The 17,543-nt window shown below is 34.4% G+C and carries 17 protein-coding genes; 8 read left to right on the top strand and 9 right to left on the bottom strand.

Features of this window, described 5'->3' with window-relative positions:
• The first annotated feature begins 43 nt into the window (after positions 1 to 43).
• The 3 genes from BUA46_RS14710 to BUA46_RS14720 all read left to right on the top strand — a co-directional run bounded on the left by BUA46_RS14710 (position 44) and on the right by BUA46_RS14720 (position 4,227).
• The gene (locus BUA46_RS14710; protein WP_019388823.1) at positions 44 to 496 is read left to right on the top strand and encodes a tRNA (cytidine(34)-2'-O)-methyltransferase; all 453 of its coding nucleotides are present in this window, start codon (positions 44 to 46) and stop codon (positions 494 to 496) included.
• A gap of 140 nt (positions 497 to 636) precedes the next feature.
• Entirely contained in the window at positions 637 to 3,264 is a 2,628-nt protein-coding gene (locus BUA46_RS14715) for a chondroitinase-B domain-containing protein (protein ID WP_019388824.1), read from the top strand.
• Between the two features lie 12 nt (positions 3,265 to 3,276).
• Positions 3,277 to 4,227, top strand: coding sequence for a sugar phosphate isomerase/epimerase family protein (locus tag BUA46_RS14720; protein ID WP_019388825.1), 951 nt, complete (start codon positions 3,277 to 3,279; stop codon positions 4,225 to 4,227).
• Positions 4,228 to 4,308: 81 nt separating this feature from the next.
• On the opposite strand, the gene BUA46_RS14725 is transcribed toward BUA46_RS14720, so the two are convergent.
• From BUA46_RS14725 to BUA46_RS14735, 3 genes are all read right to left on the bottom strand, one after another.
• A complete protein-coding gene (locus BUA46_RS14725) occupies positions 4,309 to 4,539 on the bottom strand; it encodes a VF530 family protein (RefSeq protein WP_019388826.1) in 231 nt (76 codons plus the stop codon).
• A gap of 12 nt (positions 4,540 to 4,551) precedes the next feature.
• Complete coding sequence (locus BUA46_RS14730) at positions 4,552 to 5,838, bottom strand: DEAD/DEAH box helicase (RefSeq protein ID WP_019388827.1); 1,287 nt, start codon at positions 5,836 to 5,838, stop codon at positions 4,552 to 4,554.
• 122 nt (positions 5,839 to 5,960) lie between these two features.
• The gene (locus tag BUA46_RS14735; RefSeq protein WP_019388828.1) at positions 5,961 to 6,641 is read right to left on the bottom strand and encodes a uracil-DNA glycosylase family protein; all 681 of its coding nucleotides are present in this window, start codon (positions 6,639 to 6,641) and stop codon (positions 5,961 to 5,963) included.
• A gap of 136 nt (positions 6,642 to 6,777) precedes the next feature.
• Between BUA46_RS14735 and BUA46_RS14740 the strand changes: the two genes are divergently transcribed.
• Entirely contained in the window at positions 6,778 to 6,912 is a 135-nt protein-coding gene (locus BUA46_RS14740; RefSeq protein WP_019388829.1) for a 30S ribosomal protein THX, read from the top strand.
• On the opposite strand, the gene yaaA is transcribed toward BUA46_RS14740, so the two are convergent.
• From yaaA to BUA46_RS14755, 3 genes are all read right to left on the bottom strand, one after another.
• Positions 6,913 to 7,671 (bottom strand): peroxide stress protein YaaA, encoded by a 759-nt coding sequence (gene yaaA / locus BUA46_RS14745; protein WP_019388830.1) that lies wholly within the window; start codon positions 7,669 to 7,671, stop codon positions 6,913 to 6,915.
• 392 nt (positions 7,672 to 8,063) lie between these two features.
• A complete protein-coding gene (locus BUA46_RS14750; RefSeq protein WP_019388831.1) occupies positions 8,064 to 9,098 on the bottom strand; it encodes an RluA family pseudouridine synthase in 1,035 nt (344 codons plus the stop codon).
• A gap of 3 nt (positions 9,099 to 9,101) precedes the next feature.
• Positions 9,102 to 9,659, bottom strand: a complete 558-nt coding sequence (locus BUA46_RS14755; protein WP_019388832.1) for a PASTA domain-containing protein — start codon at positions 9,657 to 9,659, stop codon at positions 9,102 to 9,104.
• Between the two features lie 402 nt (positions 9,660 to 10,061).
• Between BUA46_RS14755 and BUA46_RS14760 the strand changes: the two genes are divergently transcribed.
• From BUA46_RS14760 to BUA46_RS14770, 3 genes are all read left to right on the top strand, one after another.
• On the top strand, positions 10,062 to 11,045 hold the full coding sequence (locus BUA46_RS14760) for a D-alanine--D-alanine ligase (RefSeq protein ID WP_019388833.1): 984 nt from the start codon (positions 10,062 to 10,064) through the stop codon (positions 11,043 to 11,045).
• Between the two features lie 121 nt (positions 11,046 to 11,166).
• Positions 11,167 to 11,622, top strand: coding sequence for a pantetheine-phosphate adenylyltransferase (gene coaD, locus BUA46_RS14765; RefSeq protein WP_019388834.1), 456 nt, complete (start codon positions 11,167 to 11,169; stop codon positions 11,620 to 11,622).
• A 57-nt stretch (positions 11,623 to 11,679) separates the two neighbouring features.
• The gene (locus BUA46_RS14770) at positions 11,680 to 12,135 is read left to right on the top strand and encodes a HEAT repeat domain-containing protein (protein ID WP_019388835.1); all 456 of its coding nucleotides are present in this window, start codon (positions 11,680 to 11,682) and stop codon (positions 12,133 to 12,135) included.
• Between the two features lie 133 nt (positions 12,136 to 12,268).
• Here BUA46_RS14770 and BUA46_RS14775 read toward each other — a convergent pair whose 3' ends face one another.
• The gene (locus BUA46_RS14775; RefSeq protein WP_019388836.1) at positions 12,269 to 13,882 is read right to left on the bottom strand and encodes a SulP family inorganic anion transporter; all 1,614 of its coding nucleotides are present in this window, start codon (positions 13,880 to 13,882) and stop codon (positions 12,269 to 12,271) included.
• A gap of 96 nt (positions 13,883 to 13,978) precedes the next feature.
• Here BUA46_RS14775 and BUA46_RS14780 point away from each other — a divergent pair, with 96 nt between their 5' ends.
• A complete protein-coding gene (locus BUA46_RS14780; RefSeq protein ID WP_026010160.1) occupies positions 13,979 to 15,712 on the top strand; it encodes a M14 family metallopeptidase in 1,734 nt (577 codons plus the stop codon).
• Position 15,713: 1 nt separating this feature from the next.
• Here BUA46_RS14780 and BUA46_RS14785 read toward each other — a convergent pair whose 3' ends face one another.
• A complete protein-coding gene (locus BUA46_RS14785) occupies positions 15,714 to 16,295 on the bottom strand; it encodes an NUDIX hydrolase (RefSeq protein WP_019388838.1) in 582 nt (193 codons plus the stop codon).
• A gap of 142 nt (positions 16,296 to 16,437) precedes the next feature.
• Positions 16,438 to 17,543 (bottom strand): T9SS type A sorting domain-containing protein (locus tag BUA46_RS14790; RefSeq protein ID WP_143148157.1); only part of this gene is annotated, 1,106 nt, incomplete at its 5' end.

A 17,543-nucleotide genomic window follows, 5' to 3' on the forward strand; every position in this document is an offset into this window, starting at 1 on the left:
TGTTTATTTTTGATGGCTACAGTTAATTAAAAGTCAAAACTAAATGCCACTAAACATCGTTTTATTTGAACCCGAAATTCCTAATAATACAGGAAACATTGGGCGTTTAGCTTTAGCTTCTGGCTCTCATCTACACCTTGTAAAACCATTTGGCTTTGAAATTGACGATACGCGCTTAAAGCGTGCTGGTTTAGATTATTGGCAACATCTTCAAATTACATATTACGATAATATTGATGCATTTTTTACTATCAATAAAGATAAAACCATGGCGTTTTTATCAAGTCATGGCTCAAAAAATCATTGGGATATTCCTTTTGAAGACGACATGTTTTTAATTTTTGGCAAAGAATCTGTTGGACTGCCCAAAGATCTTCTTAATCAATATTCCGAAAATTTATTTAAAATTCCACTATTTAGCCAACATGTACGCAGCTTAAACCTTGCAAACGCCGTTAGTATTGTGGTTTACGAAGGCATCAAACAAATCAAGTAACATCTTCACCGTCAAAATCTTGCCGATTATCTAAAACTGAAATACTTAAACGCATAAAAGTTTGATACTAATTTGATTATTATTATATTTGGTTTACCACACTGGTTAGCCAATTATTTCAACAATCAAACTTTACAATTATGAAACATCAAACTACAAAAAACCAGCTTTCATTTCAAAAAGTTTTAACTCAGTTCTGTGTCATGTTACTGATAGTATTCAGTTCCTATAGCGGGGTAGCACAAACAACACACAATATTAGCGACCCTGAGGATCTTACGGTATTATCTGCTACCCTTGCCGCTGGAGATACTGTTATTTTAGCAAACGGAACTTACTCTTCCGATGCCAGAATTAAATTTTCGCCAACTACAGGTACCGCAGCCATGCCTATTACATTTAAAGCCGAAACTCCTGGTGGAGTAATATTTGATGGTGGTTTGCGCATGAGTATTGGTGGAGATCACGTTGTTGTTGCAGATTTCCATTGGAAAAATGGTTATGGTGCAAGCAATTTTATTGAATTTAGAGATGGCTTTGATTATGCTAATTACAGTACCATCCAGAACTGTGTAATTGAAAGTTTGGCGATACATCCAGATGATGTTGCCGATGATATAGCGAATAATTCTATTACAAAACACAGATGGATTGTTTTATATGGCACATATAACACGGTAATAAATTGTTCGTTCATGGATAAGCAAAGTGCTGGTGCGTTAGTTCTTGTAGAATTGGCTTATAATGCTGAAGCTGACCGTTGCGCGGTTGTTGGGCATACTATTACTAACAATTATTTTTATAAATATGCTAAAATGAATGCTTCCCTATCCAATTCAGGAGATAGTGAAACCATTCGTGTTGGTACTAGCGAATATCAAAATGTTGATAGTAGTGTAACTGTAAGTAATAATTACTTTGTGGAAGCTGACGGCGAAAATGAAATCATCACAAATAAGAGTAAAAACAACGTTTATACGAATAATACGTTTAGAAGATGTCGAGGTTCTTTAGTGCTTCGTCATGGTTCAAACGCTACTGTTGATGGCAATTATTTTTTAGGTGAAGATGTAGACGGAACAGGTGGTATTAGAATTACAGATAGTAATCATACCGTTACCAACAATTATATTCAAGACTGTATAACTGTGCTTGATCAAGCTAAATGGAACAACGGTATCACATTTATAGGAGGTGGCGATAGTGCAAACGTTGTTTGTACTTCTACAAGCGTATCAAACGGTTATCAAAAATCTGAGAACATTAATGTTTCCAACAACACTATTGTAAACACTAATGCACCGTTATTTTATAACGAAGATAAAGGGTCAACCGATCCAACGGGAACAGTTTCAAATAACTTAATCTATTTTGCAGCTAGTGATCCGAATTCATCTAATGTTATTTCAGGTGATAGTGATAGTGCTAATGCTTTTGCTAATCTTGGCACCGCTTTAGCCTATTCTGGAAACGTTTTTACGGGTACTAATTTAGGAGCAACAACTACAGGATTTTCTGAAGAAAACGGAATAACAGCTACCGCAGATGGTGAAATATTTACATTTACTGGCACTGGTTCTGCTGGCAAAGGTGCAGATATGGGTGCTTATGAACCAGCCACCGATGCTATGGTAGGTTATGGCATAGGAGCTTGTTTTTTAAATAATGTAGGAGGTCCAATTTCAAATGGTGATTGCTCAGTAGTTATAAACGATTATTTAACGGTTAGTAGTTTATCAACACTACCTGCATCGGCATCTAGTAACGATATAACTGTTAATTCGAATGTAAGTTGGACGGCAGCTTCAAATGACAGCTGGATAACTATTAATACAACCTCTGCAACAGGAAATGCAACTGTTTCGGTTTCAGTAACCGAAAATATAGATACAAGTACCAGAACAGGTTCTGTAACTTTTACACAAGATCCAGGAGGCGATGATATTGTAAGAACCTTGAATGTAACACAAGAAGGCGCTGAAATTACCTCACTTTATACCTTAATTAACACAGGAACTGCGACCGACCCAGTGACTATAGATTCTTTTTCGAAAGAAGAAGTAAACGGCACAACAAAATTTAATTATGCCGCAAACACTTTAGATAAAGATAATGGATCTGTTTGGGCAGCCGATGATGGCGCTGTTTTAGCTGGAGATTACAAAGGTGATGGTGAATACATTATTTACAGTTTAGGCGATTTATATAACTTAGATTTTATCCAGTTTACAACCACTAACAAATCAGATCCTTTTGGATATCAAATATGGGTTTCTACTACTGGAACAGAAACAGCAGACTTCACTATGGTTTTACCCACAACTGGCGAGTTATTGCTTACCGCAACTGGCACAACCGATTTTAATCAATATGAAGTGGATGCCGAAGCGCGCTACGTGAAGTTAATGGGCTACGGAAGATTTAACAGTGCAGGAGATACCAGAACCAGTCAATGGAATGCTATTGGTGAAATTGAGTTTTTTGGTGAATTAAGTTCTTTATCTGTTGAAGACAATGCTTTTCAAAAGCAGATTAACATATATCCTAATCCAGTATCAGATATCTTTACAATTAAGAGTGAACAAAGCAATTTAAAAGCCCTTAAAGTTTATAATCTTGATGGTAGATTAGTTTTAGAGCAATCTTATAAATCATCACAATCTGAAATTAGTATTGATGCGTCATCATTTTCAAATGGCTTATATTTAATAAATCTTTCAAGTGATAGCGATTCTCAACAAACAAAACTTATTGTTGTTTCACATTAAAAAATAAAAAACATGAGCTCAATATCTAGACGATCTTTTACAAAACAAACTGCTCTGGGCATTGGGTTCATTCCTTTGCTAGGTTTTTCTAATATTTTATTTGAAAATGAATCTAATACAGATACATTATCTATTCATTTATTTTCAAAACATTTGCAGTTTCTTAACCTTGAACAAGCAGGTGAAAAAGCCGCTGAATTAGGGTTTCAAGGGTTAGATTTAACTGTAAGACCAAAAGGCCATGTTTTGCCAGAAACTGTAATTGAAGATTTACCAAAAGCCATAGCCGATATTAAAAAAGGTGGCTCGACTTGTTTAATGATGACAACCGCTGTTGAAGACGCAGCGAATCAAACAGATGTTAACGTCTTAAAAACTGCTGCTCAACTCGGTATAAAATACTATAGAGCTAATTGGTTTAAATATTCTGAAGAACGCACCATGGAAGCCGATTTAGAATACTACCAACAAAAGATAAAAACGCTTAGTTTACTTAATAAACAACTTGGTATTTCGGGTTGTTACCAAAACCATGCAGGACGCTCTGTGGGAGCTTCTATTTGGGAAATTAAAAAGATATTAGAGCAAGCTGAACCTGGTTATTTTGGTACTCAATATGATATCAGACATGCTATGGTAGAAGGTGGACTGTCTTGGGAAAATGGCTTAAAACTTATAAAATCATCAATAAATACTATTGTTCTTAAAGATTACAAATGGGGACAAGTAAATGGTGTGTGGAAACCTATTAATGTGCCTATAGGCGAAGGTATGGTAGATTTTAAAAAATATTTTGCGCTATTAAAAGCATATAAAATCAATGTTCCGGTAAGTCTGCATTTGGAATACGATTTAGGAGGTGCCGAAAAAGGTAAAAAAGAGATTACCATTGAAAAAAAAGAGGTTTATAAAGCCATGAAAAAAGATTTAGATGCTGTACAACGGTTATGGCAAGAAGCTTAAATATAGGACTAATTAAATAGCAATCTAAGTAGATTTACTGCTTCTAAAAAAAGGCTCAAGTGAAAACTTGAGCCTTTTTATTTAATTCGCTTTTCTGTTTTTCAGCATCTTCAAATACATTGTTTCAACCTTAGTTCTTGCCCAAGGCGTTCTACGTAAAAATTTCAAGCTTGATTTTACCGAAGGATTATCAGTAAAACATTTAATTTTTATGTTATAGCCCATATATTCCCAACCATAATGCGCCACCAAATCGTTTATAATTTGTTCTAATTTAATTCCATGAAGTGGATTATTGGGTTGCGATTCCATTAACGATATTTATTAATTCCGTCTGTCGTTTCTGCGACTATCACTATTGCGTTTTGGGCGTCTGGAATTATTACTTTTTTGACTATTCGAATTATTCGATCTTGAATTTCTAGAACGATTACCTCCTCCACGTTGTTGCCTTTTTTCAGGCTGTGTCGAAGCATTAGGATCGGGTTCAAATCCTTCTATAATTTCAACTGGTACTTTCATTTCAATCAACTTTTCAATATCTCTTAAAAAAGTTGTTTCATCTGCGCTTACTAACGACAATGCTTCACCACTAGCTCCTGCTCTACCCGTTCTACCAATTCTGTGTACATAATCTTCAGAGATATTTGGCAATTCAAAATTTATAACGTGTGGTAACAACGGAATATCCAATCCACGGGCCGCAATATCTGTAGCAACTAAAACTCGAACTTTTCCAGTTTTAAATCCCGCCAAAGCTTTTGTTCTTGCTCCTTGACTTTTGTTACCATGAATAGCCGCTGCCGTAATTCCAGATTTTATCATTTTTTCACAGAGCCTATTAGCGCCATGTTTTGTTCTGGTAAATACCAAAACCTGTTTCCAGTTACCTTCAGAAATTAACTTTATAATCAATCCTGTTTTTAAGCCTTTAGCAACACGATATACTTTTTGACTTATGGCTTCAACAGTCGTGTTTTCAGGTGTCGCTTCAACTTGCACGGGATGGTTTAAAATACCATGTGCTAATTTCTTTATATCCTTAGAAAACGTTGCCGAAAACATTAAATTCTGACGTTTCTCAGGCATTGATTTTATAACGCGCTCGATATCTCTTAAAAAACCCATATCTAGCATACGGTCGGCTTCATCTAAAACAAAAATTTCAACACGCTTTAAAGATAATAACCCTTGGCTCTGTAAATCTAATAAACGACCCGGAGTAGCCACCAAAATATCGATACCTTGCCGAATGGTTGCGGCTTGAGGTTTCTGATTAACACCACCAAAAATAACAGCGCTTCTTAAGTTTAAAAACTCGCTATATTCTTTAACATTGGCATATACCTGAGCTGCTAGTTCTCTGGTTGGTGTTAGTATTAAAGCACGAATGGGTCTGTATTTTTCTTTTGGGTTTTCAGAAAGAATGTGTAATAGTGGTAATGTAAAACCCGCTGTTTTTCCTGTTCCTGTTTGTGCCGATGCTAATACGTCTTTACCTTCTAAAACTGGAGGTATTGCTTTTTGTTGAATAGGACTTGGGGTGGTGTATCCTTTTTTGCTAACTGCTTTTAGCAAGGCTTCGGATAAGCCTAAAGATTGAAATGACATATATTGTGTTTATGAAGATCCGTAACGGACGTTTGAGATAACAAAACATAATGCATTCTACCTCCTTCTAATTAAAGGCGCAAAGGTACAGCTAATTATCTGGGTAATATTTATTATTTCGTTTAAAAAAACTCACTGTACTGCATCACTCGATAATCAAACGTGTTAAATTTTGGGTTTTTAGCTTTAAGTTGTTTGTAAAGGGGAATTCTACTTATTGATATGTTAGCAGCTCCAGAGCCTGAAGTTAGGGAAACGGTTTTGATTGTTCTTATAGAGGTTTCGTCTGTACTCAACCTGACAGGTAGATTAAATTGGTGTATTCGTGGTACTTCATCAGTAACCAATTCCAATTTTAGGTTGTATTTTTTTATATGCCTTCTGAAGAAATATTCTGGTCCGTTTTTACTGTTTCCACCAGTGAATAAAAGCGTATCAATATTCGGATATTGTTTTAAAATCCCAATAATATCGCGAAGTTTTATGTTTTGCATTCCTAAATCGGATGCATCAATTTTTTCGCGCTCTGCACTGTCTACAATATCACAAACGCCTATTTTGTGTTGTATTAAAAACTGTTTCCGTTGTTCTATAGCTTCTTGAGAATTGTCATATCTCAAATTTAAACCATGAATCTTATCAATAAATAACCATAACGAATTATAATAACTTCCATAACAAAAATCGACATCCTTTTCTAAAAGATCACCTGTTGAAAACCGCGGTGGCGGTAAAGTGCCCACAATAAGTTTAGTCGTATCCTTCTTTATAAAAGGTTTGTATGGGTGTTTGTGTTTAAACATTTCTGTTGTTTCCGTGAAAGCGAAAATATTATTGTTTTTAGTCTTTAATCATGCTTCTTAAACCTATAAGAATGACAACGGTATTAATTTGTTTAAAAGTAAAAAAATCACTATTTTAAGAATATAAAATAAAGATATGGGAAAAGGCGATAAAAAAACAAAACGAGGCAAAATTAATCGAGGTACTTTTGGAGCAAGAAGACCAAGAATTAAAAAAAAGCCAAGTATTGAACAAAAAATAAACGTGAGCGATAAGGCAAAAGCCAAATAATTATCTGATAAATACAAGTTCGGAATCTGAACTCTTAGCTTCGCTAAAACTATAACCATCGTAATTAAATCCTTTTAAATCATCGATGGTTTTTGCATTGGTATCAACCACATAACGCGCCATCAAACCACGCGCAGCTTTCGCGAAAAACGAAATCATTTTATACTCGCCGTCTTTAAAATCTTTAAAATTAGCAGTAATCACTGGTACTTTTAAAGCTTTCTTATCTATGGCCTTAAAATACTCGTTACTTGCAAGGTTTAAAAATAACTCATCATCTTCAAGCGCTTCGTTTAAAGCCTTTGTGATGTCTTTTTTCCAGAATTCATAAAGATTCTTTTTTACACCAATTTTTATTTTCGTTCCCATTTCTAAGCGGTAAGGCTGAATTAAATCGGTTGGTTTCAATAAACCGTATAATCCTGAAAGTATAAAAACGGTGTTTTGTAGTGTCTCTAATTTTTCTTCAGGAATCGTATAAGCTTCCAAACCTCTATATACATCGCCATTAAAAGCATACACTGCGGGTCGCGCATTTTCAGTTGAAAACGGTAACGACCAAGTTTGATTACGTTCGTAATTTAATTGTCCTAAATCATTAGAAATGCTCATAAGTTTGGATAAACTTCTGGCAGATTTCTTTTTAAGCAATTTATTTAATCGTTCCGATTGTTTTAAAAACTGCGGTTGCGTGTATATCTTGGTTGGTAATTTGGTTTCAAAATCTAATGACTTTGCTGGTGATAATACTAATTTCATAAGCCTATTTTAATTCCCTGACGAGGAAATTGTTTGAATTTATTTCAAAGTTACAATTACTAATTTACTTTTTAAATTGAAGCTTAAAATTATTTGTGATGTGGTTATAAATGGAATTGATAGTTTTTGATATTGTGAGAGTAAATCAACTAACTTTAATTTATACCAGACATAATGCTTCCTTATCTGTGATATCATACAAAAAATTTTATTTCAAATTTTTCAAGTGTAATACTTCTGCGTTAGGGATTGAAGCACGTGTTGGAGCTCTTTTTGTGTTGTTGCACCTATGCAACACAAAAAAGCGACTGCGTAAAGCCCGACCCTTGTGGTAACGCCAAAATAATTAATACTAAAAACTGAATTTTTCGAACTTACTACCTACCAGACATTTAAATATCCTGATGCTTAGAGTACGTGCGCCACTTCTCAATACATTGCTGCATATCTTCTGGTATTGGTGTTTCAAAACGCATAAATTTACCAGTTGTTGGATGCTCAAACCCTAAGGTTTTAGCGTGTAAAGCTTGCCTTGGCAATACCTTAAAGCAATTATCTACAAATTGTTTGTATTTGGTAAAGGTGGTACCTTTTAATATTTTTTCACCGCCATATCGCTCGTCGTTAAACAAGGTATGCCCAATGTGTTTCATGTGTACACGAATTTGGTGCGTACGCCCAGTTTCTAGTTTGCAGGACACTAAGGTTACGTAGCCTAAGCGCTCTAAAACTTTATAATGCGTAACGGCAGGTTTGCCTTTATCTTCTTCATCGTCAAGAAAAACCGTATTCTGTAATCTGTTTTTTGGGTGACGGCCAATATTGCCTTCAACAGTACCTTCGTCTTCTTCAATATTTCCCCAAACAATGGCAACATATTCGCGTTCGCTGGTTTTATTTGCAAACTGTAACGACAAATGCGTCATGGCTTGTTCGGTTTTAGCAACTACTAAAAGTCCGCTTGTATCCTTATCAATTCTATGCACCAATCCGGGGCGTTCGCTAGAGTTATTTGGTAAATTATCAAACCTATGAATTAAGGCGTTTATAAGGGTTCCCGAATAGTTTCCATGTCCCGGATGTACAACCATTCCGGCCGGTTTGTTAACTACTAACAGATCGTCATCTTCGTAAACCACATCTATTTCAATGTCTTCACCAACCAGTAAGTTTTCGTGAGGCGGATGTGTAAATAGCACCCGAATTTGGTCGTTAGGTTTTACTTTGTAATTCGATTTTACAGGAACATCATTAACAAAAATACTTCCGTTTTTCGCTGCTGCCTGAATCTTGTTTCGCGTAGCATTTTCAACAAAATTCATTAAATATTTATCAATACGTAACGGCGTTTGCCCTTTATCAACTGTAAAGGCGTGGTGTTCGTAAAGGTTTTCTTCGTCTGGTAATTGCGGTGTATAGTCGTCCATTAGTTAAGGTCTCTTACCATTACCGAGCACTAAATCAATCTCAGAAGTTCTGGCTAGCTTATCGCCCGGATTAAGTGTTTTCCCTTTATGCGAAAGCTTTAAAACCATATCTTTTCCAATATTATCAGCATATGTGATGCGTCCAACTTTAAAACCTAAAGCCTCCAAAGTTGGTTTTACTTGTCGGTATGTTCTGTCTATTAAGCCATCAGGAATATTCATTTTTCGATAACCCGACGGATTTAGCGTAATATATATTTTTCTATTTTCTTTAACCTGAGTACCTGCTAAAGGTTCTTGCTCTATCACCGAGAATTTAGGATAATCGGGATTATAATTAGCAGAATCTTGAATTTTCATAACCAAATTATTATCCTCTAACTCTATTTGAGCTACATTAATAGACTTCCCTTTAAGCTCCGGAACGGTCTCAAAATCTCCATGATTTGTTGAAAAATTCAAATATTTTAACATTAAAAAACAAAATACAACAACGGCTACTACTGCCAATACTAATTGCTTTAAAAATGTTTTACTGGTCAAGAATTTAATTACACTCATCTATAGATTTTTCAATTAGGCAAATATATAAAACACAACTGTTTTTTCTTTTGCAATATATATGATATTTTAGCCTATACCAATTTATAAACTAATAATAGATACGTTTTATTGTTGGTTTTTGGTTGTAAAAAAGTCAATTAGAATTTTCAGTTTAATGTTTTGGGCAACAGCCTGTCTGCAGACAGGTTACCACAAGGGTCGGGCTTTTAGCTATTCCTTTTTATCGAATCTCAAAAAAGGTTAAGGCTATCGAGGGATAGACGAACGGCTAGAATCCTTAACACTGTTTCGCGTTTCATTTTAAACAATATTAATCTAACTTTCATATTTTTACTTAAATTAATAAAAGGTATTAAATAAATTTACTCCATCGTGAGCATCACATAATTTAAATATTAAATGAAAAAAAATATTGCCATCATTATGGGAGGTTATTCCAGCGAATACAAAATCTCATTAACAAGCGGTAACGTGGTTTATGAAACACTAGACACTTCAAAATACACTCCATATCGTGTTCATATATTTAAAGACAAATGGGTTTATGTAGATGAGGACGATGAAGAATTTCCAATCGATAAAAACGATTTCTCAATAAATATCGACAGTTTTAAAGTTACTTTCGATTGTGTTTTTAATGCTATTCATGGCTCACCAGGTGAAGACGGCTTTATGCAAGGGTATTTTAAATTATTAAATATTCCGCACACCAGTTGCGATATGTATCAAGCCAGCTTAACTTTTAATAAACGCGATTGTTTAAGTGTTTTAAAACCATACGGTATAAAAACGGCCGAATCTTTTTACCTCAACCTAGGCGACCAAATTAACGAAGATACTATTATTGCCAAAGTAGGCTTACCTTGTTTTGTAAAAGCCAATAAAGCTGGAAGTAGTTTTGGCGTTAGTAAAGTACACACCAAAGAAAATTTACAGCAAGCCATTGATGTATCTTTTAAAGAAGACGACGAAATTATTATCGAATCGTTTTTAGATGGTACTGAAGTTTCTGTGGGCGTTATTACCTATAAAGGCCAAACTAAAGTATTACCCATAACTGAAATTGTTTCAGAAAATGATTTTTTCGATTATGAAGCCAAATATCTCGGAAAATCACAAGAAATAACACCGGCCAGATTAACCAATGAGGAGGAAGAAAAAGTAACTAAAGAAGCAAAAAAGGTATACGAAGTTTTAAAAATGAAAGGCTTTAGCAGAAGCGAGTTTATTTTTAAAAATGGTGAACCGCATTTATTAGAAATGAATACCGTGCCTGGGCTAACCAGAGAAAGTATTTTACCGCAACAAGCTGCTGCTGCAGGAATTAGTTTAAGCGATTTGTTTGATAGTGCCATTGAAGAAGCTCTTAAAAACTACTCATAATTGCCTCAAAGGATAGAATCCATTACGAGAATTAATAATAGAATCTTATATTTACATTATATTAATTTTTCTCTGAACTTTGCTTGTAAAGCAGTTGAAATAGAGAGAAAAAAAGCGCCATATGAAACGAGCTTTATTCCCAGGGTCTTTTGATCCGTTAACTTTAGGACACTACGATATTATTAGACGTGGTGTAACACTTTTTGATGAAGTTATTGTTGCCATCGGCGTGAATTCTGATAAAAAATACATGTTTACACTTGCTGAACGTAAACGTTTTATTGAAAAGGCCTTTGACGACGAGCCTAAAATAAAAGTAGTGACTTATAAAGGTTTAACGGTGGATTTTTGTCAGGAAATTGGTGTTGATTTTATATTACGCGGACTAAGAAATCCGGCAGATTTTGAGTTTGAAAAAGCCATTGCCCATACCAACAGAAGTCTGTCTGAAATTGAAACTGTGTTTTTATTAACTGCTGCAAAAACATCGTATATCGCATCCTCTATAGTACGCGATGTGATTAGAAATAATGGAGATTATACCAAATTGGTACCTGATAGTGTCAGGGTAAAATAGCTACTCGATTTATTGTAACGAAGTTTATCAATTATATACTAATAAGTAAACGTTACAATGAACGCCTTGTCACACAAAATCATATTCTTTCTTTTTAAACTGAAGCTTCTTCAGCCCTCTGAAAGTACCATAAACTTTTGGTTGCAGAGTGAGGATACCGATAAGTTAGAGTATGCTGTAACACAAGGAAATTACAAAACCAGAAAACTGGCCGCCGAAGCTCTAGAGCAATTGGCAAAACCCTTTTCTATCCCTGCTTTATTAAAATGTATTAATGATAAAGTACAAAATGTATCAATTGCGTGCTTAAATGCTTTGGAGCGCATTTCTACGAAAGATGAGCTTATTAAAACCATTGTAAAAAAACGTTTTAAATGGGTTAATGAAATTCGTGAAAAACGTGAGAAATTCGAAGCCAACAAGGGTAAAAAATATAACATTTACCGTTGGGAACGTGCCAGCAAAAAATCTTTTGACATGGTTAAAGAGCGATTAAAAAGACCTATACGTTGAAACATAAACTAATGGAATAATGAAGCTTAAACTATTTGTATACCAAAACAGGTGTTCAGGTTTACGTTAGAGATTGCAGTGAAAAGCGCAACCCTTGTGGTAACCTGCCTGCAGGCAGGCGCCCAAAAAAATCTTAAAATTTATACTCTGAAAGCCCTTTGGTGAATGCCTCAGGGTTTTCGGCTAAGTGATAACGCGGATCGTCAATATCTTCAATAATCACTTCTCTAAACTTAGGGCTAGACTTGTAAAGTAAAATTTTACAATCTTCGCTAAGGTGTTTAAGTTTGATGTTTTTACCAGCCTCTTCGTATTTGTTTACCAGATTGAAAATGGCTTCGATAGCCGAATGATCGCTTATACGAGATTCTACGAAATCAATCTCAACAGTATCTGGGTCGTTTTTAACATCAAATTTTTCGTTGAATGCGATAATAGAACCAAAAAACAAAGGCCCCCAAATTTCGTAAACCTTTGTGCCATCTTCACGAATGCGCTTTCGCGCACGAATACGTTTTGCGTTTTCCCAAGAGAACACCAAAGCACTGATAATAACACCTGCGATAACGGCTATTGCCAAATCGAAAATAACGGTTAATGCAGATACTGCGATTAAGACAATAACATCACTTAACGGAATTTTATTTAATATTCTAAAACTACTCCATGCAAACGTACCAATAACTACCATAAACATAACGCCTACTAAGGCTGCAATAGGTACTTGCTCTATTAAACCGGATGCAAAAAGTATAAATACCAATAACAAAACAGCTGCAACAATACCTGACAATCGTGTGCGACCGCCAGATTTAATATTGATTAACGATTGCCCAATCATGGCACAACCACCCATACCTCCAAAGAAGCCAGTTATAATATTAGCACCACCTTGAGCTAAACATTCTCTGTTAGTGTTTCCCCGAGTTTCAGTTAATTCGTCAATTAAATTTAAGGTCATTAACGATTCTATTAAACCAATGGCTGCAAGTATTAAGGCATACGGACCAATAAATTTTATGGTTTGCCAATTAAAAGGCACTTTGCTAAAAATATCGGTTTGAAATTGAGGTAACCCTCCTTTTAAGCCTTCTCCTCCTCCATCTCTAATAAAACTTCCTACTGTGGCTACATCTAATTTTCCAAAAATTACAATGGCTGATACTACTAAAATCGCAATTAACGCTTCTGGAAGTTTTTTGGTAAGCTTTGGTAAGCCAAACATAATACCCATTGTAAGAGCCACTAAAGCAACCATAATAGTTAACTCGTTACCTGAAAACCAATCGCCATTGGCATCCTTAAACATTCCCAATTGCGATAAGAAAATAACGATTGCCAAACCATTAACAAACCCCATCATTACTGGATGTGGAATTAAACGCACAAATTTACCAAGCTTAAAAACCCCAGCAAGCATTTGTATAATTCCCATTAAAATAACCGTTGCAAATAAATAGTATAATCCTAATTGCTCACCTTCTGCTCCCATGGCATTTCCTTCGGCAACTAAGCTAACCATAACTACGGCTAATGCGCCTGTTGCGCCACTAATCATTCCTGGTCGACCTCCAAAAATTGAGGTAATTAATCCAATCATAAAGGCAGCATATAATCCGACTAATGGATCTACACCTGCAACAAATGCAAATGCTACAGCTTCTGGCACTAAGGCTAAAGCTACTGTAATTCCACTTAAAATATCATTTTTAGCGTTGGCGGTTCGCCTTCTTATAAACTCGGTCATGGTCGCTTTTTTTTAAAGGTGCAAATTTACAGTTAATATAAAGACTCACAAGTACATATTGTTATATTTGTTAAAGTTTATTCTAAATCGTTTGAAATGAAACGCCTGCTTTACTTGTTCATTTTTGTATTTTCTTGCAATACTTCTAATGAAAAACCATATTATGATTTTGAAACTCATTTTGAAATTTCTAATGGTTTAGAAACTGCTACTTACCAACAAACAATTCAATTTTATAATGATTTAGCTAAAGCATATCCTCAAATTACAATAGATTCTATAGGCGAAACTGATTCAGGAAAACCATTGCATTTGGTAACTTTTAATGTTGACACCCAATTCGATTTCTCAGAGATTAGAAAAAATAAACGTATTCTTTTTATAAACAATGGTATTCATCCAGGTGAATCGGATGGTATCGACGCTACCATGCTATTGTTTAGAGATTTAGTTCATGGGCGAATAGAACCTCCTAAAAACACGGTTTTGGCAACTATTCCAATTTATAATGTTGGTGGAAGTTTAAATAGAAATACCTCTAGTAGAGCTAACCAAAACGGACCAAAAGCATATGGTTTTAGAGGAAACGCTAGAAATTATGATTTAAATAGAGATTTTATAAAGTGTGACACTAAAAATGCCGAAACCTTTTCAAAAATCTTTCAATTGGTAAAACCTGATGTTTTTATTGATACCCACGTTAGTAATGGTGCCAATTATCAATATACACTTACCCATCTGTTCACGCAACACAATAAATTAGGAGGTGATTTAGGTCATTATTTACATACCGAAATGATGCCTAAATTAGAACAAAAATTAGCTGAAAAAGAATGGGATATTACACCGTACGTTAATGTGTTTAACAAAGTGCCTGAAAAAGGGTTTTCTCAATTTATGGATTACCCCAGATATTCAACGGGCTATACAACACTTTTTAATTGCTTGGGCATGATGGTGGAAACACACATGCTTAAACCTTACGAACAAAGAGTTGAGGGCACTTATGAGCTTTTGAAAAGTATGATTGCAATTACTGAAGAAGATGGTGAAACCATTTCAAAAATTAAAAATGAGCAGATAAAACGATTATATGAAAGTAAAACCTATAGGTTGCTTTGGGAAGTGGATACCACTGAAATATCACAATTAAATTTTAAAGGATATGAAGCTAAAACCATTAAAAGCGATGTTACTGGATTCAATCGATTAAAATACGACACCAATAAGCCTTTTATTAAAACTATAAAATATCAGAATTACTTTAAACCAACTAAAATAATTGAAATTCCATCAGCATATATTATACCTCAAGGTTGGCACCAAGTTATTAACTTACTGAAGCTTAATAAGGTTGAAATGAAAAGATTTGAAAACGATACTATTTTGGAAGTTGAGCATTATAAAATTACAGATTATGACACTAGAAGGATGGCTTACGAAGGCCATTATCCCCACTATAATGTTCAAATTAGTTCGAGTTTAGAAAATAAAAACTTTCAAAAAGGCGATTACATCATACATACAGAACAGGAAGCCATTAGGTATTTGATAGAAACTCTCGAACCACAAGCTATCGATTCGTTTTTCAACTGGAACTTCTTTGATACTATTTTGCAACAAAAAGAAGGCTTTTCGCCATATGTCTGGGAAGATATTGCTTTAGAACTATTAGAAAATAATCCTGATTTACGTGAAGCTTTTGAACAAAGAAAAAAAAGCGATTCAGAATTTAATGCGAACTGGTATGCTCAGTTAGACTGGTTGTATAAACAAAGTGAATACTATGAAAAAGCGCATATGCAGTATCCTGTATATCGATTAAATTAACTTACAACAATAATTTTATATTAGCATAAGAGTTTTCAAGAGCCTTTTCTATTTCTTTTCCATTTAACCATGCAACTTTAGTGATGCCCTCAGATTCTTCAGCCTTTAATTTACCATTATAACTTGTTTTCATTTCAAACCAATAGGTAATCTTAATTTTATAGCGACCGTTTCGCTTAAAAATATGATAAGTTGTATCTAATGGTTTAGTGATTTTTAAGCCTTTTACGCCTGTTTCTTCTTCTACTTCTCGAATGGAAGTTTCCTCAATGGATTCTTTTTTCTCTGTTTTCCCTTTAGGTAAATCCCATTTATCATTTCTATAAATAAATAAAATTTCTCCCTTTTCATTATAAACCTTTCCTCCTCCAGCAATAACATTAGGCAGTTTCTTTAAAAATTTTTTTAATATTTTATCGGGGTTTTTATGTATTAAGTGAACTTCACTTAACGATGTTCTGTTAAGCCTTCTAATCACTTTAGCCATATTTACGGTTTTTAGTAAATAATTTTTAAAGTTGGTTTCTTTCTCAACGACCGAGGTTAAAATTATTGGCTTATCACCAACAAAAACTTTATACATACTTGTTAGAGTTAACTTTTTGGAAGGGTAAAAATATCATTTTTACTTACACTTTTACCTTCTGAAAAATAAATTATTTCAAAAAAAAAGAAAGTCGTTGTAAATACAACGACTTTCTCTAAACATTTAATCTTTCTTTTTCTTATTTCTTAACTATAATTTTATTGGTTATGGTTCTATATTCCGATGAGAATTGCACTAAATACATTCCAGAATTCAACCTACTTGTATTTAAAGTTTGTAAACCAGATTCTAAATCATTAGCCACTCCAGACATCACACTTCTTCCGCTTACATCAATGATATTATAATTCATAACCTCATTTTCAATAAGCTCTATTTCAACATTTAGACTATGCACTACAGGGTTTGGGAAAAAATTAGATATGCTATTCATTTTAATAAAATCTTTTTTGAAAGCTTCATAACTATCATATTTATCTACAAATCCATCAATACTAAAATCATTAGCTCCTTTAGCCGATAAGCTACTTTTTCCGCTATTTCCACCATTGAAATATTTGTTAAAGAAATAGCAAAACCATTTCGAACCTAAAACAATATTTATAGCTCCATGAACATCAAGAGATGCACAGATATTATTCTCTGTAATTAAATTGACTACATCAAATCCAGTTGTTTGACCCGGCACAACAACAGATAAATCTAAAGTATCTGGATTATAAACTAAGCTGTGAATTCTGTAAAAACCTCTATGGTTTACTTCAAACACTGGGCTATCTGACACATTTAATATGGTTAAAGAATGTGCTTCAGTTAAAACATATAATTGTTGATATCCATTAGGTATAACTGGTTGTTTATTCGTTTTAGCTGAAATTGTTGCACTCCTCCTTACTAAACATTGAATTGGATTTTTTGAGTACATAGTCCCAGCATCTGCCGTACATATCTCCGTTTCTTCTTCTACCATAATTGGGGCACCTGCAACATCCAACGACGCACATAAACCTGCATTGGTTACCACATTTAATACATCGACACCTGTGGTGCTTCCAAAAGTTACTATGCTTAAATCTAAAAAGTTAGCACTCTCTAGTCTACCATCATACACTAAGGTATGGATGGTGTATAAGCCTGCACTGTTTACTGTGAACTCTGGATCTGTGTTTACAGCTTCAATCACTAAATCTGTTCCTGAAGTTAAGACATAAATACTGCTATATCCTTCTGGAATATTGATATTGCCATCCGCTGTAGCACTAAGCATCGCTTTACCGCCACTTA

This window comes from Algibacter luteus (assembly GCF_900141715.1).
Lineage (GTDB): Bacteria > Bacteroidota > Bacteroidia > Flavobacteriales > Flavobacteriaceae > Arenitalea > Arenitalea lutea.

Bases quoted from the DNA above. Each gene is read 5' to 3' on its own strand.
- BUA46_RS14755 (WP_019388832.1), bottom strand. From the start codon at position 9,659: ATGAGTGTAATTAAATTCTTGACCAGTAAAACATTTTTAAAGCAATTA.
- BUA46_RS14725 (WP_019388826.1), bottom strand. From the start codon at position 4,539: ATGGAATCGCAACCCAATAATCCACTTCATGGAATTAAATTAGAACAA.
- coaD (WP_019388834.1), top strand. From the start codon at position 11,167: ATGAAACGAGCTTTATTCCCAGGGTCTTTTGATCCGTTAACTTTAGGA.
- BUA46_RS14785 (WP_019388838.1), bottom strand. From the start codon at position 16,295: ATGTATAAAGTTTTTGTTGGTGATAAGCCAATAATTTTAACCTCGGTC.
- BUA46_RS14735 (WP_019388828.1), bottom strand. From the start codon at position 6,641: ATGTTTAAACACAAACACCCATACAAACCTTTTATAAAGAAGGATACG.
- BUA46_RS14715 (WP_019388824.1), top strand. From the start codon at position 637: ATGAAACATCAAACTACAAAAAACCAGCTTTCATTTCAAAAAGTTTTA.
- BUA46_RS14730 (WP_019388827.1), bottom strand. From the start codon at position 5,838: ATGTCATTTCAATCTTTAGGCTTATCCGAAGCCTTGCTAAAAGCAGTT.
- BUA46_RS14770 (WP_019388835.1), top strand. From the start codon at position 11,680: ATGAACGCCTTGTCACACAAAATCATATTCTTTCTTTTTAAACTGAAG.
- BUA46_RS14740 (WP_019388829.1), top strand. From the start codon at position 6,778: ATGGGAAAAGGCGATAAAAAAACAAAACGAGGCAAAATTAATCGAGGT.
- BUA46_RS14780 (WP_026010160.1), top strand. From the start codon at position 13,979: ATGAAACGCCTGCTTTACTTGTTCATTTTTGTATTTTCTTGCAATACT.
- BUA46_RS14720 (WP_019388825.1), top strand. From the start codon at position 3,277: ATGAGCTCAATATCTAGACGATCTTTTACAAAACAAACTGCTCTGGGC.
- BUA46_RS14760 (WP_019388833.1), top strand. From the start codon at position 10,062: ATGAAAAAAAATATTGCCATCATTATGGGAGGTTATTCCAGCGAATAC.
- BUA46_RS14710 (WP_019388823.1), top strand. From the start codon at position 44: ATGCCACTAAACATCGTTTTATTTGAACCCGAAATTCCTAATAATACA.
- BUA46_RS14775 (WP_019388836.1), bottom strand. From the start codon at position 13,882: ATGACCGAGTTTATAAGAAGGCGAACCGCCAACGCTAAAAATGATATT.
- yaaA (WP_019388830.1), bottom strand. From the start codon at position 7,671: ATGAAATTAGTATTATCACCAGCAAAGTCATTAGATTTTGAAACCAAA.
- BUA46_RS14750 (WP_019388831.1), bottom strand. From the start codon at position 9,098: ATGGACGACTATACACCGCAATTACCAGACGAAGAAAACCTTTACGAA.